Below are 22340 nucleotides of genomic sequence, written 5' to 3'. Positions count from 1 at the left end.
ACACGAGCAGCACGAGAAGGCGCTCGAAGCGACCCGCAAGGTCCAGGAGCACGGCGGCAAGATCGAGATCGAGTGATCTCACTTCGGCACTGATCGGACGGCGAAGGCCTCTCCCCTACCCCAGGGGAGAGGCCTTCGCCGTTCTCTCTGTCCTAGTCGCCGCCCCGCCCTTGTCTGGAACCCGGCACCGCCGGGCGAGCCGCGGGCGTCAGACGCGGCGGCGAAGGATGTACCGGGGCTGGTCGGCGGCGAGATCGGCGTTATCGAGGCACGCCTCGTACCACTCCGGGGCGGCGACCAGCCCCCGCTCCCTGAGTTCCACGGCGGTCGCCTTCGATACCGGGATGAGCGAGCGCGACCACGATCCCGTCACCCCGGTCTGCAGGTACGTCCGCTCCGGATGGGACGTGCGATACACACGGGCGACCGCGGGCAGCGACTTGGACACCTCGACCCGCTCCAGCGCGTCGGCGATCTCGTCGTCGGCGATCCACGACGGCACGCGGAGCAACAGGGTCCACCGGGCGTCGTCGACGGTGGCCCGTGTGAGCTCCCCGCGGATGCGCTCGAGGGGCGGGACGGAGAAGTCGGTGCGAGCGGCACCATCGACACCGGGCGCTCCACGGCGCACGAGGTCCTTGTTGCGCAGCTTGGCACCGTAGACGGCCGCGTAGAGGGCCTCAGTCGCCACGCGGTAGTCCTCGCACGTGCGGGGACTGCCGTGGGTGTCGATGGCGAGGAACGAGCGCGCAGGGGCGTCTACGACCCCGAATCCCTCGGGCATCGAATACAGGTCGCTCTCGGCGCGGGTGAAGTCGAGCTTGGCGGGCTTGACGGCGACGGTGCCGGAGCGGCTGCGGCCCCGCAGCTCGTCGTCGCTGAGCCGGCGGACGGACAATCCGGAGCTGGTCATCGCTACGGCACTTCCCTTCGGTGGCATCCGCCAGCGAGGCAACCACAGCAGGGCGACGCCGAGGTGAACGGGCACGAGCCGCGACACGAATGCCGTCCGACAAAGCAGAAACCGCCCGTACCCCTGCCGGGGACGGGCGGCCTGTGCGTGAGCTCTAGTGCTTCTCGGGGCCCTTGTGGTACTCGAAGACGAGACCCCACGCGGCGGTGATGACGATGACCGCACCGAAAGCCAGCAACCAGAACAGGTGCAGGGCCATGGCGACGCCCACGACGGCGACGGACGCCGACAGCAGGATCGGCCACCAGGAATGCGGGCTGTAGAAGCCCAGCTCACCGGCGCCGTCGGCGATCTCCGCGTCCTCGTAGTCCTCGGGGCGGGTATCGACACGGTTGGAGACGAAGCGGAAATACGTCCCGGTGATGAGGGTCAGGCCGGCGGTGAGGAACAGCGCTGCGGTACCGACCCACTCCACTCCACCACCGTCGTGCCCCGTCCCCCAGATGGCGGTGAGCACGGTGTAGATGACACCGCACAGGAAGAAGAACGCGGTGAGGAATTCGAAGAGCTTGGCTTCGACCTTCATATCAGTTGCTCTCCCCTACTGCCGAGGCCGTGCGGGCCAGGCGACGCGTGTCGAACGGCGCGGTGGTCACTGCCTTGCCGGGCTGGCCGATGGCCTGCAGCGCGGCCGCGTTGTCGGCGCCGCCCTGGCGCGCCTTGATGTACTTCTCGAAATCGGCCGGCGATACGGCTCGGATCTCGAAGTTCATCATCGAGTGGTAATCGCCGCACATCTCGGCGCAGCGCCCGACGAACGAACCCGTGCGGTCGATCTCGGTGATCTGGAACTTGTTGTTGGTGTGGTTCTGCACCGGGTTCGGCATCACGTCGCGCTTGAATGCGAACTGCGGGATGTAGAACGAGTGCACGACGTCGGCGGAGGCCAGGTCGAACTGGATACGCGACTGCGTGGGCAGGACCAGCACGGGGATCTCGGCGGAGCTGCCCTGCGTCTCGATCTTGCTGAATTGCAGGTAGTCGCGGATCTCCTGGAACTTGCCGTTGTTGGGTCCGTGGACCTCCTTGCCGTCCTGCTCGATCGGCTCCCCCGGCTTGGGCTGCGTGCCGTAGGGGTTCGGCTTCGACAGGTTCAGCTGCTCACCGTCCTGGAAGGTGACCTGCTGGTACCCGAACCGCCAGTTCCACTGGAACGCCGTGACGTCGACGGTGACGGCAGGATTCGGCTCCATCTTCTCGACCTTGGTCTGCACGACCACAGTGGCGTAGAAGAGGATCGCGATGATGACGAACGGCACAGCCGTGTACATGAGCTCGAGCGGCACGTTGTAACCGGTCTGCCGCGGGAAGTCGGGCGTGCCCTCCTTCTTGCGGTGGAACGTGATGGTCCAGAAGGTCAGGCCCCAGACGAGGATTCCCATGATCAGCGCGGCGACGACAGACCAGCTCCACAGCGTGGTCATGTCGCGGGCCTCGGGGGTCACGCCCTCGGGCCAACCGAAACGCATCGCCTCCTCGACGGAGCAGCCCGACATGGCGAACATGCCTACGACGAGTCCGGCAGCCAACGTAAGGCGCTTGGCCCACGCTGCACGCCCGACGCGGCCACGACCAGCGAGAGCACTCTTACCCGTCTTACGAGGGGCCGTACTTCCGGGAGCCAATTTCGCGCCTTCCTGCTGAAACGGGACTTCTCTCTGCGGGCTCCGTCGTGGCTCCGCGAATCGCTTGGAACTCACAGGAGGGGCTGGACGTTTCCCGATGTACTACGCAGCGTAGACCAAACGATGCCCGGAATCGCTCCGGGGTCACAGAATCGCGCGGCGCGCCCTCGGCGTCGGCATCCCCGGTCTGGTTTCGGCATACTGATCACTCGTGTGTGGCCTTCTGGGATTCCTGTCCGCCGACTCGACCGCGGCTGCGGCCGTCGACACCGTGACCGCCGCCGGCCGGTGCATGCGGCACCGCGGACCCGACGAGTTCGGCCGCTCGTGGCACGACGACGACCTAGCCCTGGCGTTCAATCGGCTCGCGTTCATCGACATCGAACACGCGCATCAGCCGCTGCGCTGGGGCCCGCCCGAGAACCCGGACCGGTACGTCCTGACGTTCAACGGCGAGATCTACAACTACCTCGAACTCCGCAAACAGCTGGCCGACGAGTTCGGAGCGACGTTCCGCACCGAGGGCGACGGTGAGGCCATCGTCGCCGGGCTCCACCACTGGGGCGTCGACGGTGTACTGCCCCGCCTGCGCGGTATGTTCGCCTTCGCCGTATGGGACACCGAGCGCCGCGAGCTGACGGTCGCCCGCGACGCGTTCGGCATCAAACCGCTGTTCTACGCGACCGGAAGCAAGGGCACCGCGTTCTCCAGCGAGAAGAAGTCCGTGCTCCAGCTGGCCGGTGTCGCCGACGTCGACCTGGAGCTCGACCCGCGCGCGATCGAGCACTACACCGTCCTGCAGTACGTTCCCGAGACGGAGACCCTGCACAAGCACCTGCGACGGCTCGAGTCCGGCACGTACGCGGTCCTCACACCCGGCGGCCACGTGACCGGCCGGCGCTACTTCCACCCGCGTTATCCGGTCCGCCCCATCTCGGGCGGACCGGACTCCGCCGACGCCAAGGCGCGCTACCACGAGATCGCGGAGGTGCTGCGCGACTCGGTCAAGATGCACATGCGCGCGGATGTCACCGTCGGCTCGTTCCTCTCGGGCGGAATCGACTCGACCGCGATCGCGGCGCTGGCGATCCAGCACAACCCCGACCTCATCACCATCACCACGGGCTTCGAGCGGGAGGGGTACAGCGAGGTCGACGTGGCCGCGGAATCGGCGGACGCGATCGGAGCGCGCCACATCGTCAGGGTCGTGAGCCCCGAGGACTTCCGCAACGCGATCCCCGCGATCGTCTGGTACCTGGACGACCCGGTGGCCGACCCGTCGCTGGTGCCGCTGTACTACCTCGCCAAGGAGGCCCGCAAGCACGTCAAGGTCGTGCTCTCCGGCGAGGGGGCCGATGAGCTGTTCGGCGGCTACACCATCTATCGCGAGCCGCTGTCGCTGGCACCGTTCGACAAGCTGCCGCCCTGGGCGCGGCGCCTCGCCGGTAGGGCAGGCGACCGGCTGCCCGAGGGGCAGCGCGGCAAGAGTCTCCTGCAGCGCGGCTCGTTGCGCCTCGAGGAGCGCTACTACGGCAACGCGCGGTCGTTCAACGACACGCAGCTCCGGTCGGTCCTCACCGAGTTCCGTCCCGAGTGGACACATATGGACGTCACGGCACCCATCTACGCGCAGACCCGCGGACTGGACCCCGTGGCGCGGATGCAGCACCTCGACCTGTTCACGTGGTTGCGCGGCGACATCCTGGTCAAGGCCGACAAGATGACGATGGCCAACTCGCTCGAGCTGCGCGTGCCCTTCCTCGACAAGGAGGTCTTCGCGGTCGCCGAACAACTGCCCGTCGACGCCAAGATCGCGCATGGAACGTCGAAGTACGCGCTGCGGCGGGCGCTCGAGGAGATCGTGCCGCCGCACGTGCTGCACCGGAAGAAGCTCGGCTTCCCAGTGCCGCTGCGGCACTGGCTGGCCGGGCCCGAGCTGTACGACTGGGCGCGCGAGACCATCGAGCAGTCGCAGACAGAGCAGTGGATCGACAAGCCCGCAGTCCTCGCGATGCTCGACGAGCACCGCGCCAAGGCGCCGGAGGGCTGGCCCGGCGGCACCGATCACTCCCGCCGTCTGTGGACGGTGATCGTGTTCATGGTCTGGCACGGCATCTTCGTCGAGAACCGCATCCACCCCACGATCGAGGAGCCCGACTACCCGGTCCGGCTCTAGCCGTGTCCTTCCGCACGGGCGCGGCCGTCCGGTGGCTCCTCGTGGCGGTGTGCATCGCCGTCGTGGTGGCGCTTCCGCTCACGTTCCCGCCGGGCATGGGCGCGACGGCGTTCGATCGCACGGCCACCGACTGGGTGCGCGCGACCTTCCATCCCGTCGCACGGGTGTTCCTCGCGCCGTCGGAGACGCCGTACCTGTTGCCCGTAGTCGTGGTGGGCGTCGGCTTCTACGGCTGGGCCCGCGAGTTCCGGCGGGCCGCCCTGCTCATCGCCACGCCCGCGGCGGCGGTGCTGCTCAACACTCTTGTGCTCAAGCAGTTGTTCGGCCGGACGCTGACCAGCGCCTACGTCGACCACCCGTTCCTCGCCTACCCCAGCGGGCACACCGTCGCCTACGCGTCCGTGGCGGCGGCGTTCGTGCTGGCAGCGCGCACCGGCCGCGGGCGGGCCGCCTGGGCCGTCGCGATCGCCGCGACGCTACCCGGCGTCGCCGCGGGACTGATCTGGTACGGCTACCACCTGGCCACAGATGTGATCGCAGGGCTGTGCGTGGCTGTCGCGGTGGCGCTCGTCGTCGCTGCGGTGGTCGAGATCTCGGCTGCACAGCATCGGCATCGCCGTGACGGCGATACTCATGCGCTCCGGCCGAGATCCTGACCGGTCATCGCAGCAGCACGATCCACATCGCCGCGTAATGGCAGGCGGCCGCGATCACGGTGGCGGCATGAAAGAACTCGTGGTGCCCGAACACCGTCGGCCACGGGTCCGGCCAACGAGCCGCGTAGAGCACCGCTCCCCCGCTGTACAGCAGCCCGCCGATCACGAGCAGCACCACGGCCGCCCAGCCGGCCCCGAGGATCAGCTCGCGCGCCACGGCCACGGCCACCCAACCGAGAGCGATGTACAGCGGGACGCCCACCCAGCGCGGAGCGTGCGGCCAGAACAGCTTCATCGCGACGCCGGCCGCGGCACCGATCCACGTCACCAGCAGCACCATGCGGCCGGTGGCCCACGGAAGGGCGATGACGGCTATCGGCGTATAACTTCCCGCGATGAAGACGAAGATCATGCAGTGGTCCGCGCGTTTCATCCAGACCCGGACGGCCGGCGACCACGGCCCGCGATGATACGAGGCGCTCACGGCGAAGACGCCGAACACGGTGATCGCGTACACCAACAGCGCCAAGCCCGCTGCCTCCGAATGCAGGAAACCCGCGATCACCAGCGGGATCCCCGCCAGTACCGCCGCCGCGGCGCCGTAGGTGTGGATGACGCCGCGCAGCCGCGGCCGCGGCTGCATCGCCCCCGGTAGCGGCTGCGGCGTCGGCGGGATCACTGCAGCACTGTCAAGATCTCCGCGGCGGCATCCGCGCCGTAGGCTCCCGCGAGGCGCTCGCGTGCCTCGTCGGCGTCGAAGTCCCAGTCCTGCGGCGCGACGGTCTCGAGCACCTTCGTCGCAACGAACGCGCCGAGCTGCGCGGATCGCTCATAGGACAGGCCCGAGTCGATACCGACGAGGAAGCCCGCACGGAAGCCGTCGCCGACGCCCGTGGGATCCACCTTCGCGTGCTCGGGGACGACTCCCACGTGCACTGCTGCGCCGTCCGACGGCACGATGTCGACGCCGTTACTGCCCAGCGTGGTGACGCGGACCTCGACCATCGCCGCGACCTGCGCGTCCGACAGGCCGGTCTTCTGCTGCAGAAGGCCCCACTCGTATTCGTTGGTGAAGAGGAACTTGGCGCCCTCCACCAGCTCTCGCGCCTGTACGCCGTTCAGATGGGCGAGTTGCTGCGACGGATCGGCCGCGAAGGGGATCCCGAGTTCGCGACACTGTGCGGTGTGGCTCGTCATGGCCAGGGGGTCGTTCGCGCCGACGACTACGAGGTCCAAGCCGCCCGCGTGCTCCACGACGTCGGCGATGTGGATCTGAGAGGCCTCGCCCATAGCGCCCGAGTAGAACGACGCGAACTGCGCCATCTCGGCGTCGGTTGTGCACATGAAGCGCGCGGTGTGCGCGGTGTCCGACACCCGCACCGCAGTGGTGTCGACGCCTGCGCCCTCCAGCCAGCCGCGGTATCCCTCCTCGAAATCGACGCCGACGCTGCCGACGAGGACCGGGCGCCGGCCGAGCTGGCCGATGCCGAAGCAGATGTTCGCGGCGACACCGCCACGCTGGATCACCAGGTCCTCGACCAGGAAACTCAGCGAGATGTGGGCGAGATGCTCGGCGAGCAGCTGCTCCGAGAACTTGCCCTCGAACCGCATCAGGTGATCGGTTGCGATGGATCCGGAGACTGCTATGGGCACGAAAAACCCTCCCGAGTAGGCGACACCAACCGTGACACCCTATCTCCCGGGAGGGTTCCGCGCTCAGGCCGGACCCTGTCGATCCGGACTCATCGACTCAGTTGAAGGAGTCGCCGCACGCGCACGAGCCGGTCGCGTTCGGGTTATCGATTGTGAAGCCCTGCTTCTCGATCGTGTCGACGAAGTCGATCTTCGCGCCGATCAGGAACGGTGCGCTCATGCGGTCCACAGCCAGGTTGACGCCGTCGAACTCGGTGTTGACGTCACCGTCGAGGCTGCGGTCGTCGAAGTACAACTGGTAACGCAGACCGGCGCAGCCGCCGGGCTGGACCTCGATGCGCAGCGACAGGTCGTTGCGCCCCTCCTGGTCCAGCAGGGCCTTGGCCTTGGACGCCGCTGCGTCGGTCAGCACCACACCCGTGGCCGCTTCGGCCGGGGCGTTCAGGTCAGCCGTCGTCATAAAAGTTCTCCTCACACGCAGGTGTTCGTAACCAACGGTACTACTTCCACCGCTATTCCCGCGGGTCGCCTCGTGCCCGCGCCACAGGTCGTCGGGGCCGCCACGCCCGGAACCCCGGCCACACCGGACGCCGCTCACAGCTCATCCAATACCCTGGTCAGCGTGAAGCTCCCGTGGAACAAGGACGACTCCGCGCACGTCGCGGAATCCGGCGCAGCGGACGACGCCGCCGTGGACGACTACAACGCCGACGCGACGGGCACGCCGCGCCACACACCAGGCAAGGGCCGCCCGACGCCGTCACGCCGCGAGGCGGAGAACCGCCGCCGCGGCCCCGTCGCGCCTGCGCCCATGACGCGCAGGGAAGCGCGGCAGCGTCGCAAGGAGACGAAGCCGAACCTGACCAAGGAGCAACGCCGGGAGGCCTCGTCCAAGCGCCGGTCCGTCGCCGCCGAGCGTCGCGAGCTGATGATGCAGGGCGACGAGCGCTACCTCCCCGTCCGCGAGAAGGGCCCGGTCAAGGCCTTCGTGCGCGACCTCGTCGATTCGCGCCGATACATCTCCACACTGTTCATCCCCCTCGCCCTGATCGTGATGGTCTACATGTTCGTGGTGATCCAGAACCCGGTGCTGTCCGGCCTCGCGATGCCCATCCTGCTGGTGTTCGTCGCGATCATGGCGATCGAGGGCTTCCTGGTGGGCCGCAACATCAACAAGAAGGTGTACGAGAAGTTCCCGAACACCACGGAGGCGGGCTTCCGCCTCGGCTGGTATGCATTCATGCGCTCGACGCAGCTGCGGCGCATGCGGATCCCCCGTCCCCGGGTCAAGCCCGGCGACGCGGTCTGATCCGTGGCGGTCACCCTCGTCCTGGGCGGCGTCCGCTCAGGCAAGTCGGCACGAGCCGAATCGCTGCTGCCCGAGTCGGCACGGTACGTCGCGACCGCCGCCGCGCAGGTGGGCGTCGATGACGAGTTCCGTTCCCGCATAGCGACTCACCGCGCGCGGCGCCCGGCCGGCTGGACCACGGTCGAGACCGCCGACGTGGCCGAGCTACTCGGATCCGAGCCGTATCCGGCCACCCTCGTCGACGACCTCGGCGGGTGGCTCACGGCCGTCCTCGACAGTGCCGCGGCGTGGGAGACGCCCGACGATGTGCTGCCCGCCGCCATCGGGCGTCTGGTGGCCGCGGTCTCCGAGTACCCCGGGGACCTGGTCCTCGTGAGTTCGGAGGTGGGCCTGTCGCTGGTCCCCACGACCCCCGCCGGGCGCGTCTTCCAGGACGGCCTGGGCGCACTCAACGCCGCCGTGGCCGCGGTGGCGGATCGCGTAGAGCTGGTCGTCGCGGGGAACCCTGTGACGGTCAAGGCACTCGGTCCCGCCGACGATGCCTCCCCTGCGTCCGCGGTGGTGCTCACCAAGGCCGAGACGGCCGCAGCCGTAGGTGCCGCGACCGGCCCCGCATCGGCTGCCGAAGCGGGATCCATCGCGCCCGCCGCGCCCGAGCCGGTCCCGCTGCCAGAACATTCGGACGATCCCCTGCGTTTCCCGCCGCTCGTCGCACCGGATGCGGAGGTGGTCGCTCAGGCGCGCGAGCGACACTCCCGCCTGACGAAACCGATCGGCTCGCTCGGTCGGCTCGAGGATCTCGGCGTGTGGGCGACGGCATGCCAGGGCGCCTGCCCACCAAAGGCTTTCGAGCGCCCGCGGGTGGTGGTGTTCGCGGGCGACCACGGCGTCGCCGCAAGCGGCGTCTCGGCGTACCCACCCGAGGTCACTGCGCAGATGGTCGCCAACTTCTCGGCCGGCGGCGCAGCGGTCAACGTCCTGGCAGCGCAGGCGGGCGCCACGGTCCGGGTCGAGGACATCGCGGTATCCGTGGATACCGGCCCCGAACTCAGCCGCCACAAGGTGCGGCACTCATCCGGCGACATCGCCCACGAGGACGCGCTGTCCGATGCGGAGGCAGTCGCAGCCATATCCGTCGGCCGTGCCATAGCCGACGATGAGATCGACTCCGGCGCCGATCTTCTCATCGCCGGTGACATGGGCATCGGCAACACGACACCGTCCGCGGTGCTGATCGGCCTGCTCACGGATCACGAACCCGTGGTCGTCGTCGGACGCGGCACCGGCATCGACGACAACGCTTGGATGCGCAAGGCCGCCGCGGTCCGGGACGCCATGTGGCGTGGGAGACCGTACGCGCGCGACCCGAAGTCGTTGCTGCGCACCGTCGGAGGCGCCGACCTCGCGGCGATGGCGGGCTTCCTCGCCCAGGCCGCGGTGCGCCGCACTCCGGTGGTGCTCGACGGTGTGGTGGTCACGGCCGCCGCTCTCGTCGCGCAGGACCTCGCGCCGGGCGCCGTCGAGTGGTGGCGTGCCGGGCATCTGAGTTCCGAACCGGCGCACGCGCTTGCGCTGGCGCAGCTGGGCCTGGAGCCGATGCTGACGTTCGACATGCGGCTGGGCGAGGGCAGCGGCGCCGCGCTGGCGCTACCGATCGTGCAGTCGGCCGTATCCGTGCTCGCATCGATGGCCACGTTCGACGAGGCCGGGGTCAGCGAGGGCTGACATGCTGCGCGCGGTGACGGGAGCGTTCGCGTGGATGACGGTGTTGCCCATGCCGCCCCAGGCCGCGCCGACCCGCGAGGACGCCCGGCGGATCATCGCGGCCGTACCCGTCACGGGTGCGCTCGTCGGGACGCTCGTGGCCGCGATCGCATGGGGCGCATGTGCCGCAGGCCTGGCACCGCTGCTCGCGGGCGCGCTGGCCGTCGCAGGCGGCGTTCTCGTCACGCGTGGTATGCATATCGACGCGCTCTCCGACTGCGCCGACGGACTCGGCACCTACGGTCCACCCGAGCGCGCGCGAGAGGTCATGCGGCAGGGCACGATCGGCGCTTTCGGAGCGGCCGCGCTCGTGCTGGTGCTCCTGATCGAAGCCGCTGCGATCACCTCTCTGGCCGACGACCGGCGGTGGCTCGCGATCGGCGTGTCCGTCGCCGTCGCGCGGGTCGCGGCGGTGATCGGGTGCCGGAGGGGCTGGGCGCCGTCGAATCCGGACGGTTTCGGCGCCCTGACCGCCGGGACGCAGGGCGTCTTGTCGATCGGGACCTGGATCGTGCTCGCCTGTGCCGCAACGCTTCCGGTAAGCGCTGCGCCCTGGCACGGTCCGGTGGCAGTCCTCGCCTCACTAGCCCTCGCCACCCTTGTCATGCGCCACTGCATCCGCCGCTTCGGTGGCGCAAGCGGCGACGTCTTCGGATGCGGGATCGAGATCGCGTGCGCCGCGGCGCTCGTAGGCGTGTGCTTCTAGTCCGACGTCGCGGACGGCACACAGAACGCGGCTACGCGGCCACCACCGAGTAGTCCGACGGGTCCCCGAGCAGCTGGCGGCTGGAACGCCCGTCGACACCCACCGGCACGTCGCCAGCGACCGTCACCCGGTGCAGGAGCCGCGGGAGGTCGTCGTAGTTGTCGATCGCGTAGTGCTGGGTGGCTCGGTTGTCGAAGACGAGCAGCTGGTCGGGCTGCCAGCTCCAGCGGATGACGTTCTCCGGGCGCGTGACCCGGTGCTGGAACAGGCGCAACAGGGCCTCGGAGTCGGCCTTGGACACGCCGGCGATCTCACGCACGAAGCCGCCGATGAACAGGCCGCGCTCCCCCGTCTCGGGATGCACTCGCACCACCGGATGCTCTGCCTCGAACTGCTTGGACACGAACACCTTCCGGTGCTCGGCCCGCGCGGCGGTGGGCTGGTCGTCGGCGCGCACGTAATCGTGCGTGTTGGTGTGCACGGCCCGCAGGGAGTCGGCGAGGTTGCGCAGCGCCTCGGGGAGATCCCGATAAGCCCCTTGCGAATCGGCGATCAGCGTCTCTCCACCGTACGGAGTGGTGATGAGGCTGCGCAGCGTCGTCACCTGCGGCGGGTTCGCGACGAACGTGACGTCGGTATGCCACGCGTTGGAGCGCGATCGCTCGCTGTCCACGGCCAGGACGTTGTCGGAGGCGCCGGGCACGGTCGGATGCGCACGCGTGACCGGCCCGAACAGCGACGCGATGCGCTCGTGCTGCTCGTCGTCGACCCGCACGCCGTCGAATACGAGCGCCTTGTGCGCGTTCAGGAGCGAACGCAGCTCGGCACCGAGCTCGGGCGCGAGCTCACCGGTCAGGTCGACCCCGGAGACCACGGCGCCGAGTCTGCTGGAGATCTTCTGGATGGTGATCGTCATGCACCGAGACGCTAGCCACGCCGCCATCGCAGGTCACCCGTCCCGCTCACCACGATCCGAACCACGCGACGGTGCTGCGGCACGACGCGGCTGTGAGCGTCGCTAACGCATATATCGCCGTATCGCGGCCGGGAGGCGGCGCATCGGGCGGCACGGGTATATTACCCGCAAGTCACTTCAACGCTGGAGGCACCGTTTGAGCACGCAACCGATCTCGCGCGCACTGTCCCGTCTGGTCGTGGACGGCCTGCTGCCCCGCATCGACTCCCGCATCGATGCATCGCGCCGGCCGTTCGACCGCGCGGACATCATCAGGCCGCACAGCAACGGTCGGCTCTGGGCCGCAACGCATTACGGCGTTTTCATCCCGCTACTCCCGGAGCCCTATCGCTATCTCAACACGATGACCTTCATCGGCACCACAGGCACCGAGACCTTCGACAACGACTACCTCGCCGGCGGAGGCGACCCGCGCAACCTCGCGACGGTGCTGTCGTCGACCGCCGCAGGCGACCAGCACCACTACCGCGGCTACAGCATCACCGACGAGTGCTCGTTCACCGATCACGAGTTGCGCTGGGGCGACGACCTGACGCTGCGCGTAGACCTGCCGAAGGTCACCGTCGCCGGCAGATACGAGGCCTTCTCGGTCGACCTCGAACTCGACGTGACAGACCAGGTCTCGTACTTCGTCAAAACCCCGGTGTACGACCACATCAGTCTGTTCGCGCCCTATCGCGGCACGATCGCCGACGACTCCGGGGCGACGGAGATCTCGGGCCTCGGCACGTTCGAGTACGCGCGATTCGGAACCCATCAGGCGTTCTTCCCGCGCGCACTCCCCGCCCCACTGAAGCTGCCGGTCGACCTCTTCACCTACCAGATCGTGGAGTTCGGCGATACGCAGATCCTCCTCACCGACGTGGGCGCCCGCGGGTACACCGCGTGCCGTCTAGCGCAGATTCGCACCCGCGGCGGTGAAGCGGACGTCCTCGAAGACGTCACGTACGAGGTGCTCGAATGGGCTGACCCGCAACGTGATCCGATCGGTCGGACGATGCGCGTCCCGCTGGTCAGCCGGTGGACGGTCCGCGATGCGGGCGCGGTCGTACTCGAGCTCGACTGCCACAACGACGCGCCGTGGCGGTATGGGCACGGGCGCGGTTATGTCACCGCGTACACCTATGACGGCGCCTACCGCGGAGAGGCGATCAGCGGGTCCGGCTATATGGAGTGGGTGGACACCCGCCCCGAGGCCTAGAACGCGCGGGCCTCCTGCATCGACAGGACGAACCCGCGGCCGTTGCTCGTCGTGCACGTGATGCCCGTCTCGCGCGAGGTGCAGGTGTAACCGTTGGCCTCGATGGTCGACTGGTACGGCAGCACTTTCGGATTGGGTGACGTGAAGACGCCCTGGTTGAAGCACGCCGGCTCCACCGTGTTCCCGCGCAGGTAGAAGCCGCGCGACAGCGAGCTCTGCGGATACATGTCGTTGCCCTTGCAGCGGTCGCCGGCGCCCTCGGGGATCGGCGCCTTCATCGCCTGGCACCCGGCCTCATACTTCCCCGCTCCCAGACGGCACCAGATGTTCTTGGTGGGCGATATGAACGCGACATCGCCCCCGTCGCCGTTGTGGTACTCGGCCGGATCCGCGGCGGTGAGCCCCGCGCCACGCGGAGGCGTCAGGACCCGTTTGCCGGCGGTGGGCGTCTCGGTGGTTGCCGGTGTGCCGCCATCGCCTGCCGTGCCGCCGCCTGCCTGCGCACCCTGCGTGGCCGTGACGGTCACCGTCGAACCCGGAGCTGCGCTCCCCTGCTGCCCACACCCCGCTACCAGCACTCCCCCGGCCGCGAGCCCGGCCGCCACGATCAGTCGAATCCTCATGTTTTCCCATCCCTCCGTTGTTACGGGAGCTATCGCATGGGAAGACGATTCCGTTAGCGCATCCGTCGGAGCTGGTCCGGGTCAACCGATCGAGAAGGTTCCCGCGTCGGCGAGGGTACCGTCGGCGGAGTGGATCACGGCGGTCGTGAACCGGCCGTTCTTCACGCCGCCGAGAACGATCCGGGCCGTCGTGCGATGGTCCCTGCCGGCCGCACAGTTCGGTTCGCAGACCCTCGCCCATAGACTCCCAGAGCCCACCGCGGTCCTCGAATCCCAACGCTGCCACACGATGTTCTCCATACCCGCACCGGCGTCTCCGCAGTAGAGCAGGAGACCGGTCGGCTTGATCTGCGCCGCGCCGTAACCGCAGTTCTGCAACGCCGGGACCGGTGCCGCGTGCCCTGCGGGTGCTACGGCAACAGACAGCGCCACTGCCGCCACTCGCATCATGCGAGCCTCGTCATCCACCCGTGGGTGTCGGCGAGAGACCCCCGTTGGATCCGCGTCAGCGTGTCACGGAGCGCCATCGTCACCTGCCCCGGCTCGCCATCGCCGACGGTGAAGTCCTCCTTGGCGCCCTTGACCTTGCCGACCGGGGTGATGACGGCCGCGGTTCCGCAGGCGAAGACCTCGGTCACCGAGCCGTCCTTCACGCCCGCCTCGAGCTCCGAGACGCTGATCCTGCGCTCCTCGACACCGAATCCGGCGTCGGCGGCGAGCTGCACCAACGAGTCGCGCGTGATCCCCGGCAGGAGCGATCCGGAGAGCTCGGGGGTGACCAGCCGTGCGTCGGCACCCGAGCCGAAGACGAAGAAGAGATTCATCCCGCCCATCTCCTCGATGTACTCGCGCTCCACGGCGTCGAGCCAGACGACCTGGTCACACCCCTCGTCGGCGGCCTGGGCCTGCGCGAGCAGCGATGCGGCGTAGTTGCCGCCGAACTTCGCGGCGCCGGTGCCGCCCGGCGCAGCCCGCACGTACTCGCGCGAGAGCCACACCGAGACCGGCTTGACGCCGCCCGGGAAGTAGGCGCCGGCGGGCGACGCGATGAGCAGGTAGCGATAGCTGTTGGCGGGCCGCACCCCGAGACCGGGCTCGTCGGCGAAGATGAAGGGCCGCAGATAGAGCGATTCCTCGCCGCCGGCCTTCGGCACCCACGCCCTGTCGACGGCGACCAGCTCCTTCAACGAATCGAGGAACAGCTCCGACGGAAGTTCGGGAATCGCGAGCCGGTCCGCCGAGCGCTGGAAGCGCGCCGCGTTCGCCTCGGGCCGGAAGGTGGCGATGGTGCCGTCTTCGTGCCGGTAGGCCTTGAGTCCCTCGAAGATCTCCTGCGCGTAGTGCAGCACGACCGCGGACGGCTCGAGCGTGATGGGGCCGTATGCGACGACCTCGCCATCGTGCCACCCCTGCTCCGGATTCCAGCGCAGCGAGACCATGTGATCGGTGAAGTAGGTGCCGAAACCCGGGGCGGCCAGAATCGCGTCACGCTCCACGTCCGACTTCGGCGTCGGGTTGGGCGTGTGCGCAAAGGTCAGGCCTGTGGTCATGCGGCACATCTTACTGCCGCACCGGGCGGCCCGAGAACCTACTTCGTGTTCGCGGTCACGAAGGGCGGCACCACGATCTCGCACGGGATCGCACGTCCGCGGACGTCCACTGTGACCGCGTCGCCGGCAGCGACGCCCGCGGACGAATCGATCAGCGCCAGAGCGATTCCCGTCTTCAACGTCGGACTGAACGTGCCCGATGTGGTCGTACCTATACGATCACCGCCGGCGGACAGGACGTCGAGCTCCGCGCGCAGCACGCCCTTCCCGGTCGCCTTGAGCCCCCACAGGCGCCGCGCGGGCCCGGCCTCCTTCTCGGCGATCAGCTTCTGGCGCCCGACGAATCGGGGTTTCTTCCAGCCCACGGCCCAGCCCGCGCGGGCCTGAACGGGGGTGATGTCGACGGTGAGCTCGTGTCCGTGCAGTGGGTAGCCCATCTCGGTTCGCAGGGTGTCGCGGGCCCCGAGGCCGGCAGGCTGACCGCCGCGCGCGGTCACCTCGGCCAGCAGACGCCGGAAGACCACTTCGGCGTCGGCCCATCGGGGCAGCATTTCGTAGCCCTGCTCGCCGGTGTAGCCGGTGCGGCAGACGCGGACGGGTACGCCGTCCAACTCTGCGTCGGTGTACGCCATGTACTCCATGTCGGTCGGGAGCCCGACGGCGGTCAGCACCTCGGCCGCACGCGGCCCCTGAACGGCCAGCACCGCGTAGTCGCGGTGCTGGTCGGTGATCGTGATTCCTTCCCGATCCTGCTCTGCCGCATGCGCTTCCAGATGCTTCACCACTGCTGCGGTGTTGGCGGCGTTGGGCACCAGGAAGAGCTCGTCGTCGGAGACGTAGTAGACGATGAGATCGTCGATGACGCCCCCGGACTCGTTGGTGCACAGCGTGTACTGCGCCTTGCCGGGGTGGATCCTGCCGAGGTCGGCGGTGAGGACGCTGTTGACGAACGCAGCGGCGCCGGGTCCCGCGACCGTCGCCTTGCCGAGGTGGCTCACGTCGAAGATGCCGACGGCCTCGCGGACGGCGGTGTGCTCGCCGACGGTGCCCGCGTACTTGACCGGCATGCTCCACCCTCCGAACTCGGCGAACGCCGCGCCCAGCTCGGTGTGGACTGCGTGCAGGGGGCCCTCGAGGAGATCAGTCATGTGGGCAACCCTATCGCCCGTGGGTCCGCGCCAGACCGGCCATCACCTGGTAGATGACGATCGCCGCGACGGATCCCAGCGCGATGCCCGTGAAGGTCACCTGCCCGAGCGCCCAGGTGTAGTCGGCGATGCCGATGATCAGCGGGACGGCGGCGACGATCTGGTTGATCGGCTGCGAGAAGTCGACCCGATTGGACACCCAGATCCGGATGCCGAGGATCCCGACGAGGCCGTACAGCGCGGTCGTCACGCCGCCCAGCACGCCGGGCGGGACGGAGGCGATGACCGCCCCGATCTTCGGCGACATGCCCAGCAGGATCGCAGTCACGCCGGCTACCCAGTACGCCGCGGTCGAGTAGACACGGGTCGCCGCCATGACGCCGATGTTCTCGGCGTACGTCGTAGTCGCGGAGCCACCGCCCGCGCCGGCCAGCAGCGTTGCCAGGCCGTCTGAGGCGATAGCCCGGCCCATCAACGAGTCGTAGTCCTCCCCCGTCATCTGGGCCACCGACCGCACGTGCCCCACGTTCTCCGCGACGAGTACCAGCACCACCGGCAGAAACATGGGTAGCACGGCCCACGAGAACGACGGTGCCTGCAGGTGCGGCAGGCCCACCCATGCCGTATGCGCGATGGCCGAGGCGTCGACCTCATGACGGGCGAGCGCGACCAGGTAGCCGATCACCACCGACGTGAAGATCGCGAGGCGGCCGAGCATGCCCTTGAAGACCGCGAGCGACAACACGAGAAGGACGAGCGTGATCGTCGCCGTGACGGCGCCCTTCTCATAGTTCGCCTTCGCCGCAGGCGCGAGGTTGAGGCCGATCAGCGCGACGATCGCACCCGTCACCACGGGCGGCATGATCCGCTCGATCCAGGCGGTTCCCGCCAGCTGCACGATCCCGCCGATCAGGATGAGCAGCGCACCCACCGCCACGATCCCACCGAGCGCGCTGCCCGCACCGTGTGTCGCCGTCGCCGCGGTGATCGGCGCGATGACGGCGAAGCTCGAGCCGAGGTAGCTCGGCAGCCGGTTGCCGGTGATCACCAGGAACAGCAGCGTGCCGATCCCGCTGAACAGCAACGTCGTGGCCGGGGGGAAGCCGGTGAGCACGGGCACCAGGAATGTCGACCCGAACATCGCCACTACGTGCTGCATGCCGAGACCGACCGTCTTCGGCCACGCCAGCCGCTGTCCCGGCGCCACCACGTCCGTCCCGTCGACGGCGTCCCATCCGATTCGCATGACGGACATCCTGCTGGACGTCCGTCCCACTCGCACGCGCGACCTGGAACCTACGTCTCACCGGCACACCCCGGAATCGGGGCCCGCCCCGAGGCAACCTCAGGGAGCGATCGCCGATTCGAGCGTGATCACCCGATCGTGCAGCGGGATGAGCGATGCGCGGTGGCCGACCGAGACGATGGCCGCCCCTGGCAAACGCGTCCGCAACAACCCGTACAGCCTGATCTCGGAGTCCGAATCGACCGCCGACGTCGCCTCGTCCAGCAGCAGGGTCGACGGTTCCGCCAGCAACGCCCGCGCCAGTACTAGCCGTTGCTGCTCACCCGGCGACAGAAAGCTCCAGTCGACGTTGTGATCCGCCGGATCCAGATGTCGCAGCCCGACGTCGGTGAGCACCTGTCACGCAACGTTCTCATCGACGGTTTCCTGGCGTGGGTACGCCAGCACCTCTCTGAGCGTGCCGCGCGGGACGTACGGCACCTGCGTCACCACATAGGGCGGGCTGACCTCGATAGTTCCGTCGGTGAAAGGCCACAGACCAGCAGTCGCGCGGAGCAGTGTCGACTTGCCGACACCGGACGGCCCCTGGATCAGCAGCGATCCCCCGGTCGGCACCTCCAGGCTGAGGTCGCGAACCAGCGGACTTCCATCGGGCTTCGTGACGCCTGCCCCGATGAGCCGGAGCGCGACTCCCGTGGGCGGTACGCCGACCAGTGGCAGCTCGACCTTGCGCGCCTCCGTGTTGGTCTGCTTCAGACCGTGCAGACGGATGAGGGCGGCTCGGTAGTGCGCGTACGACGGGTAGTTGGTCTGCAGGAAGACCAGCGAACTCTGCAGTGAGCCGAAGGCGCTGATCGACTGAGTCATACCGCCAAGGGTGATGCCACCGGAGAAGAACCGGGACGACTGCACCAGGATCGGCAGGATGACACCGGTCTGTCGTGCGGACAGATCCCATGCGCTGACTCCGATCGTCTGCAGTGCGAGACGCCAGAACGAGCGGATCACGCCGCCGAACAGTACATTCAGGCTGCGTACCTCTGAACGGCCGCCGCGCACCAGGGCGATCTCTTCCGCGGCGTCCCGCGTGTGCACGAGTTGGGCACGAAACGCGCCGGTCTCGCGCTGATACCGGAAATTCCACCTGATCATGGGGCGACCGATGATCCACGTGACTGCAGTGGACAGGATGAAAAAGGCGAACGTGATCCACACCAGAGTGTGTGGCACGGTGACACCGAATGGTGACAGAGGTCCCGACAGGTCCCACAGCAACTTGGTGAAGACGACCATTGACACCATTGCAGTGACCAGGCCGCCGTAGAGAGTCTGAGTGAGCTCGACGGAGTCGGTAACGTCGACGTCTATGCGCTGGTCCGGGTTGTCGCCCGGCGCCTCGACGAAGCGAGCACGATACGCTGCCTCGCCTCCCATCCAGTCGCCTATGAGTTCCGACGTCAGCCAACTCCGCCATCGACACTCGAAGCGGTACCACACGAACTGCGCCACGATCGATCGCAGTACGTGAATTGTGGCCAGCACCCCGAAAATCCGCACCGAGAACCAGAACACGGACTGTGCGGAATCGAGCGCCGCCCGATTCTTCTCACCCAGCGCCGCTGCGCCCGCTTGGATCGCCGTATACATGTCGTTGCCCTGAAAGGACAGCACATAGTCGAGGCGGACCGAGCCCAGGAGGAACAACGTAAGCAACACCATCGATCCCCAGACCATCGCTAGGCCCCGTGCGTCTTGCTTGAAGAAGAAGTCCCGGTTGACCGACCAAAAATGTCTGCCCACAGCCGTTGACGCCAGAATCACGGCCGTTACGACGCCGCCTACAACCACTGTGACCACGAACGCGATGGCTATCCACTGTAGGGAATCAAGCCACTCCCCGCCCCAATCGCGACTGAGTTCCATCTCCTGCACCTCGTCTCTGGATGCCCACGATCCTGTGCAGGTTTCTTACACGGAAATCGACTGGCGCGCAGAGTTTTCAATCGGTAGCGCAGCGAATAGAACGGCCGCGGTGTGTCTACACCCCCAGCACCCGATCCAGGTAATCGTTGGCGAACACGCGGTGTGGATCGAAAGTGTCACGCAGCTCCAGGAACTCGCCGAAGCGCGGGTACTCCGACGTGAAGAAGTCCGCTGAGCGGGTGTGCATCTTCCCCCAGTGCGGCCGCCCGCCGAACGAGAGCATCACCTTCTCGACCTCGCGGAAGTACTCGGTGTCCTCGTCGCGGTAGTAGCGATGCACGGCGATGTAACCGCTCTCGCGGCCGCTCGCGGTGGACAGCCACAGGTCGTCGGCCGCAGCGGCCCGCACCTCGATGGGGAAGGTGATGTTCCAATCGCGCGACTCGACCAGCGAACGCACGGCCGCGAATGCTTCCATTGTACGATCAAGCGGCACAGCCCATTCCGACTCGCGAAAGCGCACTGTGCGACGCGTGGTGAACACACCCGTCGAGACGTCGGAGAACCGCCGGTCGCCGGTCAGGGACGTGGCCAAAGAGATCAGCTTGGGAGTCAACGACGGTGCCGCGCGGCCGATCTCGCACATCGCGCGCAGCGCCTCATTGGATACCACGCGGTCGTCGACGAACCGCCGGACGTCGGTCAGCGGACTGGTCGAGGCGGAGGCGGGCAGCCGCGTGTTCGTCTTCGTCAGCGCCACGGAGGTACCGGGAAACCAGTAGAACTCATAGTGGTCGGCCGCCCCGACCCGATCGAGGTAGCCGTCGATCACCTCGTCGAGGGGCGCGGGCGATTCCACGGCCTCCAGCACGAAAGCTTCCACGCACTGCAGCGTCACCTCGACCAGAACTCCCAGTGCCCCGAGACCTACGGCCACGCCCCGCAGGTGCGGGTCGTCCTCCGACACGACGCGCACCTGGCCGGTACCGTCGACGAGAGTCGCACCCACCACCTGCGTGGCGATCCCACCGAACGCCGTTCCCGTGCCGTGTGTCCCCGTCGAGATGGCGCCCGCGAGAGTCTGGCGGTCGATATCACCGAGGTTCGGCATCGCCAGACCGTGCGGCTCCAACAGAGCCGGGATCTCGTGCAGGAAGGTGCCCGCGCGCAGCGTTACCCGCCGGGCGGACGCGTCCACGGCGACGAGGCCGCGCATGTGCTCCAGAGACAGTGCGACGTCTCGCGGCCGCGCGATACCGGTGAAGGAGTGGCCCGCGCCCAGCGCTTTGACGGCACCGTCGCGTTCGACGGCCCGCTGCACCACCTGGCAGACGTCCTCGATCTTCGACGGACGCGCGGTGTAGTTGGGCCGTGCGCTCTCGGTGCGGCCCCAGTTGCGCCACTCCCCCGGCCGAGACAGCCACTGCTCCCATGAGGGCACCCACCGGCTGGACTTCCCCGTCGCTCCGCTCACAAGAACACCTTCCCCTCACCGCGATACGTCGGCAGCTCGTCGACGACGCCACCGTCTGCGACCACCACGATGCGCTCCGTATGCTCGCACGGCTCGCCCGCCTTGGCGTGCCGGAACCACACGCGGTCACCGAGCGGGATGCGCGCGGCGCCCTCACCCCGTAGTGGCGTCTGGACCTCGCCTGCGCCCTCGCGCGCGAGCAGCTTCAGGCCCGACGGCCACACAGGACGCGGAACGCGGTCCGAACCCGCCGGACCCGATGCGATCCAGCCGCCGCCGTGACACGTGATCACGTCGGGGGCGGGTCTGCGCGTGGCAGCGAGCCCGAAACCCGTTGCGGGGGCAGGCATGAAGTGCGAGTAGGCGTCGAACAGCGTGGGTCCGTACAGACCGCTTCCAGCCGCGATGTCGGTGATGTTGGGATCCTCGGCGTTGCGCTCGAGCGATCCTGTTCCGCCGCCGTTCACGAACTCCAGGGGAGCGATTCGACGCAGGTCCGTGAGGATCTCGCGCCGCCGCGTCACCAGTTCGTCCCAGGAAGCCCCCTGCATCGCCCGCACCAGTGCGGACCCTCCGGGCGCACGCATCCCACGGTCCCCGACCCCGGCGATCTGTGCGTCGTAGGTCATGACACCGACGAGCCGGAATCCCTTGCGGCCACCGATGGTCATTGCGAGCACCGAGGCCTCCGCGCGAGTTCGGACGGGCGACCGGCGGACGCCGAGATGTCCCAGCGCCGGCGCTTGGAACGATGCATCGATATCGATGCACACCCGCAGGTCGGGCCGCCGACTGGGCGGCACGGCCGCGTCGACGAGGTCCAGTTGCGCAGGATCGTCCACCATCAGCGTCACCCGGCTCACGGCGTCCTCGTCTGCTGCCAATGCCGCGAGGGCGCCGAGGTCGGCGCTCGGATACGCGACCAGGACGTCGGGGCAGCCGGGCCGGGCGTCGGTGTCGGTCGCGAGCCAGTGTGCTTCGGCGACGTCGTAAGCGAGCACCCCCGCGAATCCGTCGATCGCGAGTAGGGCGTCCAGCATCCCGCGACAGCGCAGCGACTTCGATGCGATGCGGATCGGCTTGCCGGCGGCGCGGCGCAGCATCGATCCGGTGTTGAACCGCAGAGCCGCGAGATCAGCCGCGAACACGGGCGCGTCCAGCCCGGTCGTCGCGGCGTCGATTGCCGCCCAATAGGTGTCGGGCTCGGTCTCCCACCGTCTGTCGACCGCGCCGACTTCCGGATTCAGGTCGATAACCTCCACGTTTGCTGATGGTACGGCAGTACCGAGGCCGTGCCCCTCGGTCCTCGGGCGTAGCATCGCCGCCTGAACCAGAAG

The 22340-nt window shown here is 68.3% G+C and carries 20 protein-coding genes and 1 pseudogene; 6 read left to right on the top strand and 15 right to left on the bottom strand.

Features of this window, described 5'->3' with window-relative positions; genetic code table 11:
- Nucleotides 1–208 precede the first annotated feature (208 nt).
- The 3 genes from P0W64_RS11145 to P0W64_RS11135 form a co-directional block, all read right to left on the bottom strand.
- A complete protein-coding gene (locus P0W64_RS11145) occupies nt 209–913 on the bottom strand; it encodes a hypothetical protein (protein ID WP_275480162.1) in 705 nt (234 codons plus the stop codon).
- Between the two features lie 154 nt (nt 914–1067).
- On the bottom strand, nt 1068–1499 hold the full coding sequence (locus tag P0W64_RS11140; protein WP_275480161.1) for a cytochrome c oxidase subunit 4: 432 nt from the start codon (nt 1497–1499) through the stop codon (nt 1068–1070).
- A gap of 1 nt (nt 1500) precedes the next feature.
- Entirely contained in the window at nt 1501–2478 is a 978-nt protein-coding gene (locus P0W64_RS11135) for a cytochrome c oxidase subunit II (protein WP_275480171.1), read from the bottom strand.
- A gap of 331 nt (nt 2479–2809) precedes the next feature.
- Between P0W64_RS11135 and asnB the strand changes: the two genes are divergently transcribed.
- Entirely contained in the window at nt 2810–4774 is a 1965-nt protein-coding gene (asnB, locus tag P0W64_RS11130) for an asparagine synthase (glutamine-hydrolyzing) (RefSeq protein WP_275480160.1), read from the top strand.
- Between the two features lie 2 nt (nt 4775–4776).
- Nucleotides 4777–5430 carry a phosphatase PAP2 family protein gene (locus P0W64_RS11125; RefSeq protein ID WP_275480159.1) on the top strand — a complete coding sequence of 218 codons (654 nt, stop codon included), beginning with the start codon at nt 4777–4779 and terminating at the stop codon, nt 5428–5430.
- A gap of 4 nt (nt 5431–5434) precedes the next feature.
- Here the strand turns inward: P0W64_RS11125 and P0W64_RS11120 are convergent, their stop codons facing one another.
- The 3 genes from P0W64_RS11120 to P0W64_RS11110 all read right to left on the bottom strand — a co-directional run bounded on the left by P0W64_RS11120 (nt 5435) and on the right by P0W64_RS11110 (nt 7543).
- Nucleotides 5435–6073, bottom strand: a complete 639-nt coding sequence (locus P0W64_RS11120) for a hemolysin III family protein (RefSeq protein WP_275480170.1) — start codon at nt 6071–6073, stop codon at nt 5435–5437.
- 32 nt (nt 6074–6105) lie between these two features.
- Entirely contained in the window at nt 6106–7083 is a 978-nt protein-coding gene (locus P0W64_RS11115) for a carbohydrate kinase family protein (protein WP_275480158.1), read from the bottom strand.
- Between the two features lie 97 nt (nt 7084–7180).
- Nucleotides 7181–7543 (bottom strand): iron-sulfur cluster assembly accessory protein, encoded by a 363-nt coding sequence (locus P0W64_RS11110; protein ID WP_275480157.1) that lies wholly within the window; start codon nt 7541–7543, stop codon nt 7181–7183.
- Between the two features lie 162 nt (nt 7544–7705).
- Between P0W64_RS11110 and P0W64_RS11105 the strand changes: the two genes are divergently transcribed.
- The 3 genes from P0W64_RS11105 to P0W64_RS11095 are packed head-to-tail and all read left to right on the top strand — an operon-like array spanning nt 7706 to nt 10862.
- Nucleotides 7706–8392 carry a DUF3043 domain-containing protein gene (locus tag P0W64_RS11105; protein WP_275480156.1) on the top strand — a complete coding sequence of 229 codons (687 nt, stop codon included), beginning with the start codon at nt 7706–7708 and terminating at the stop codon, nt 8390–8392.
- A gap of 3 nt (nt 8393–8395) precedes the next feature.
- On the top strand, nt 8396–10117 hold the full coding sequence (gene cobT, locus P0W64_RS11100) for a nicotinate-nucleotide--dimethylbenzimidazole phosphoribosyltransferase (protein WP_275480155.1): 1722 nt from the start codon (nt 8396–8398) through the stop codon (nt 10115–10117).
- A 13-nt stretch (nt 10118–10130) separates the two neighbouring features.
- Nucleotides 10131–10862 (top strand): adenosylcobinamide-GDP ribazoletransferase, encoded by a 732-nt coding sequence (locus P0W64_RS11095; protein WP_275480154.1) that lies wholly within the window; start codon nt 10131–10133, stop codon nt 10860–10862.
- A gap of 31 nt (nt 10863–10893) precedes the next feature.
- Here P0W64_RS11095 and P0W64_RS11090 read toward each other — a convergent pair whose 3' ends face one another.
- A complete protein-coding gene (locus P0W64_RS11090; protein ID WP_275480153.1) occupies nt 10894–11778 on the bottom strand; it encodes a TauD/TfdA family dioxygenase in 885 nt (294 codons plus the stop codon).
- Nucleotides 11779–11974: 196 nt separating this feature from the next.
- On the opposite strand from P0W64_RS11090, the gene P0W64_RS11085 reads away from it, so the two are divergent.
- Nucleotides 11975–13039 (top strand): DUF6670 family protein, encoded by a 1065-nt coding sequence (locus P0W64_RS11085; protein ID WP_275480152.1) that lies wholly within the window; start codon nt 11975–11977, stop codon nt 13037–13039.
- Here P0W64_RS11085 and P0W64_RS11080 read toward each other — a convergent pair.
- The 8 genes and pseudogenes from P0W64_RS11080 to P0W64_RS11045 form a co-directional block, all read right to left on the bottom strand.
- Nucleotides 13036–13662, bottom strand: coding sequence for a DUF6636 domain-containing protein (locus P0W64_RS11080; RefSeq protein WP_275480151.1), 627 nt, complete (start codon nt 13660–13662; stop codon nt 13036–13038). The two genes, P0W64_RS11085 and P0W64_RS11080, sit on opposite strands and share 4 nt — an antisense overlap.
- An 81-nt stretch (nt 13663–13743) precedes the next feature.
- The gene (locus tag P0W64_RS11075) at nt 13744–14112 is read right to left on the bottom strand and encodes a hypothetical protein (protein ID WP_275480150.1); all 369 of its coding nucleotides are present in this window, start codon (nt 14110–14112) and stop codon (nt 13744–13746) included.
- On the bottom strand, nt 14109–15212 hold the full coding sequence (locus tag P0W64_RS11070) for a branched-chain amino acid aminotransferase (protein ID WP_275480149.1): 1104 nt from the start codon (nt 15210–15212) through the stop codon (nt 14109–14111). Before P0W64_RS11070 ends, P0W64_RS11075 begins: the two co-directional genes overlap by 4 nt.
- Nucleotides 15213–15250: 38 nt before the next feature.
- Complete coding sequence (gene gcvT, locus P0W64_RS11065; RefSeq protein ID WP_275480148.1) at nt 15251–16360, bottom strand: glycine cleavage system aminomethyltransferase GcvT; 1110 nt, start codon at nt 16358–16360, stop codon at nt 15251–15253.
- A gap of 10 nt (nt 16361–16370) precedes the next feature.
- Entirely contained in the window at nt 16371–17606 is a 1236-nt protein-coding gene (locus P0W64_RS11060) for a solute carrier family 23 protein (protein WP_275480147.1), read from the bottom strand.
- A 99-nt stretch (nt 17607–17705) separates the two neighbouring features.
- Nucleotides 17706–19325: pseudogene (locus P0W64_RS11055) on the bottom strand (SbmA/BacA-like family transporter).
- Between the two features lie 319 nt (nt 19326–19644).
- Nucleotides 19645–21003, bottom strand: a complete 1359-nt coding sequence (locus tag P0W64_RS11050) for a D-arabinono-1,4-lactone oxidase (RefSeq protein ID WP_275480146.1) — start codon at nt 21001–21003, stop codon at nt 19645–19647.
- Nucleotides 21000–22265 carry an alanine racemase gene (locus P0W64_RS11045; RefSeq protein WP_275480145.1) on the bottom strand — a complete coding sequence of 422 codons (1266 nt, stop codon included), beginning with the start codon at nt 22263–22265 and terminating at the stop codon, nt 21000–21002. Before P0W64_RS11045 ends, P0W64_RS11050 begins: the two co-directional genes overlap by 4 nt.
- Nucleotides 22266–22340: the final 75 nt, after the last annotated feature.

Origin of the sequence: Tsukamurella sp. 8F, from assembly GCF_029167375.1 — a bacterium.
In the GTDB taxonomy this organism is placed as follows: domain Bacteria; phylum Actinomycetota; class Actinomycetes; order Mycobacteriales; family Mycobacteriaceae; genus Tsukamurella.
Note: the sequence above shows the minus strand (reverse complement) of the source record. Positions and strands in the feature narration are given on the sequence as shown.

What these genes read in the sequence shown, in the direction of transcription:
- P0W64_RS11145 (WP_275480162.1), bottom strand. Translation starts at nt 913, where the DNA reads ATGACCAGCTCCGGATTGTCCGTCCGCCGGCTCAGCGACGACGAGCTG.
- P0W64_RS11140 (WP_275480161.1), bottom strand. Translation starts at nt 1,499, where the DNA reads ATGAAGGTCGAAGCCAAGCTCTTCGAATTCCTCACCGCGTTCTTCTTC.
- P0W64_RS11135 (WP_275480171.1), bottom strand. Translation starts at nt 2,478, where the DNA reads ATGTTCGCCATGTCGGGCTGCTCCGTCGAGGAGGCGATGCGTTTCGGT.
- P0W64_RS11120 (WP_275480170.1), bottom strand. Translation starts at nt 6,073, where the DNA reads ATGCAGCCGCGGCCGCGGCTGCGCGGCGTCATCCACACCTACGGCGCC.
- P0W64_RS11110 (WP_275480157.1), bottom strand. Translation starts at nt 7,543, where the DNA reads ATGACGACGGCTGACCTGAACGCCCCGGCCGAAGCGGCCACGGGTGTG.
- P0W64_RS11090 (WP_275480153.1), bottom strand. Translation starts at nt 11,778, where the DNA reads ATGACGATCACCATCCAGAAGATCTCCAGCAGACTCGGCGCCGTGGTC.
- P0W64_RS11080 (WP_275480151.1), bottom strand. Translation starts at nt 13,662, where the DNA reads ATGAGGATTCGACTGATCGTGGCGGCCGGGCTCGCGGCCGGGGGAGTG.
- P0W64_RS11075 (WP_275480150.1), bottom strand. Translation starts at nt 14,112, where the DNA reads ATGATGCGAGTGGCGGCAGTGGCGCTGTCTGTTGCCGTAGCACCCGCA.
- P0W64_RS11070 (WP_275480149.1), bottom strand. Translation starts at nt 15,212, where the DNA reads ATGACCACAGGCCTGACCTTTGCGCACACGCCCAACCCGACGCCGAAG.
- gcvT (WP_275480148.1), bottom strand. Translation starts at nt 16,360, where the DNA reads ATGACTGATCTCCTCGAGGGCCCCCTGCACGCAGTCCACACCGAGCTG.
- P0W64_RS11060 (WP_275480147.1), bottom strand. Translation starts at nt 17,606, where the DNA reads ATGCGAATCGGATGGGACGCCGTCGACGGGACGGACGTGGTGGCGCCG.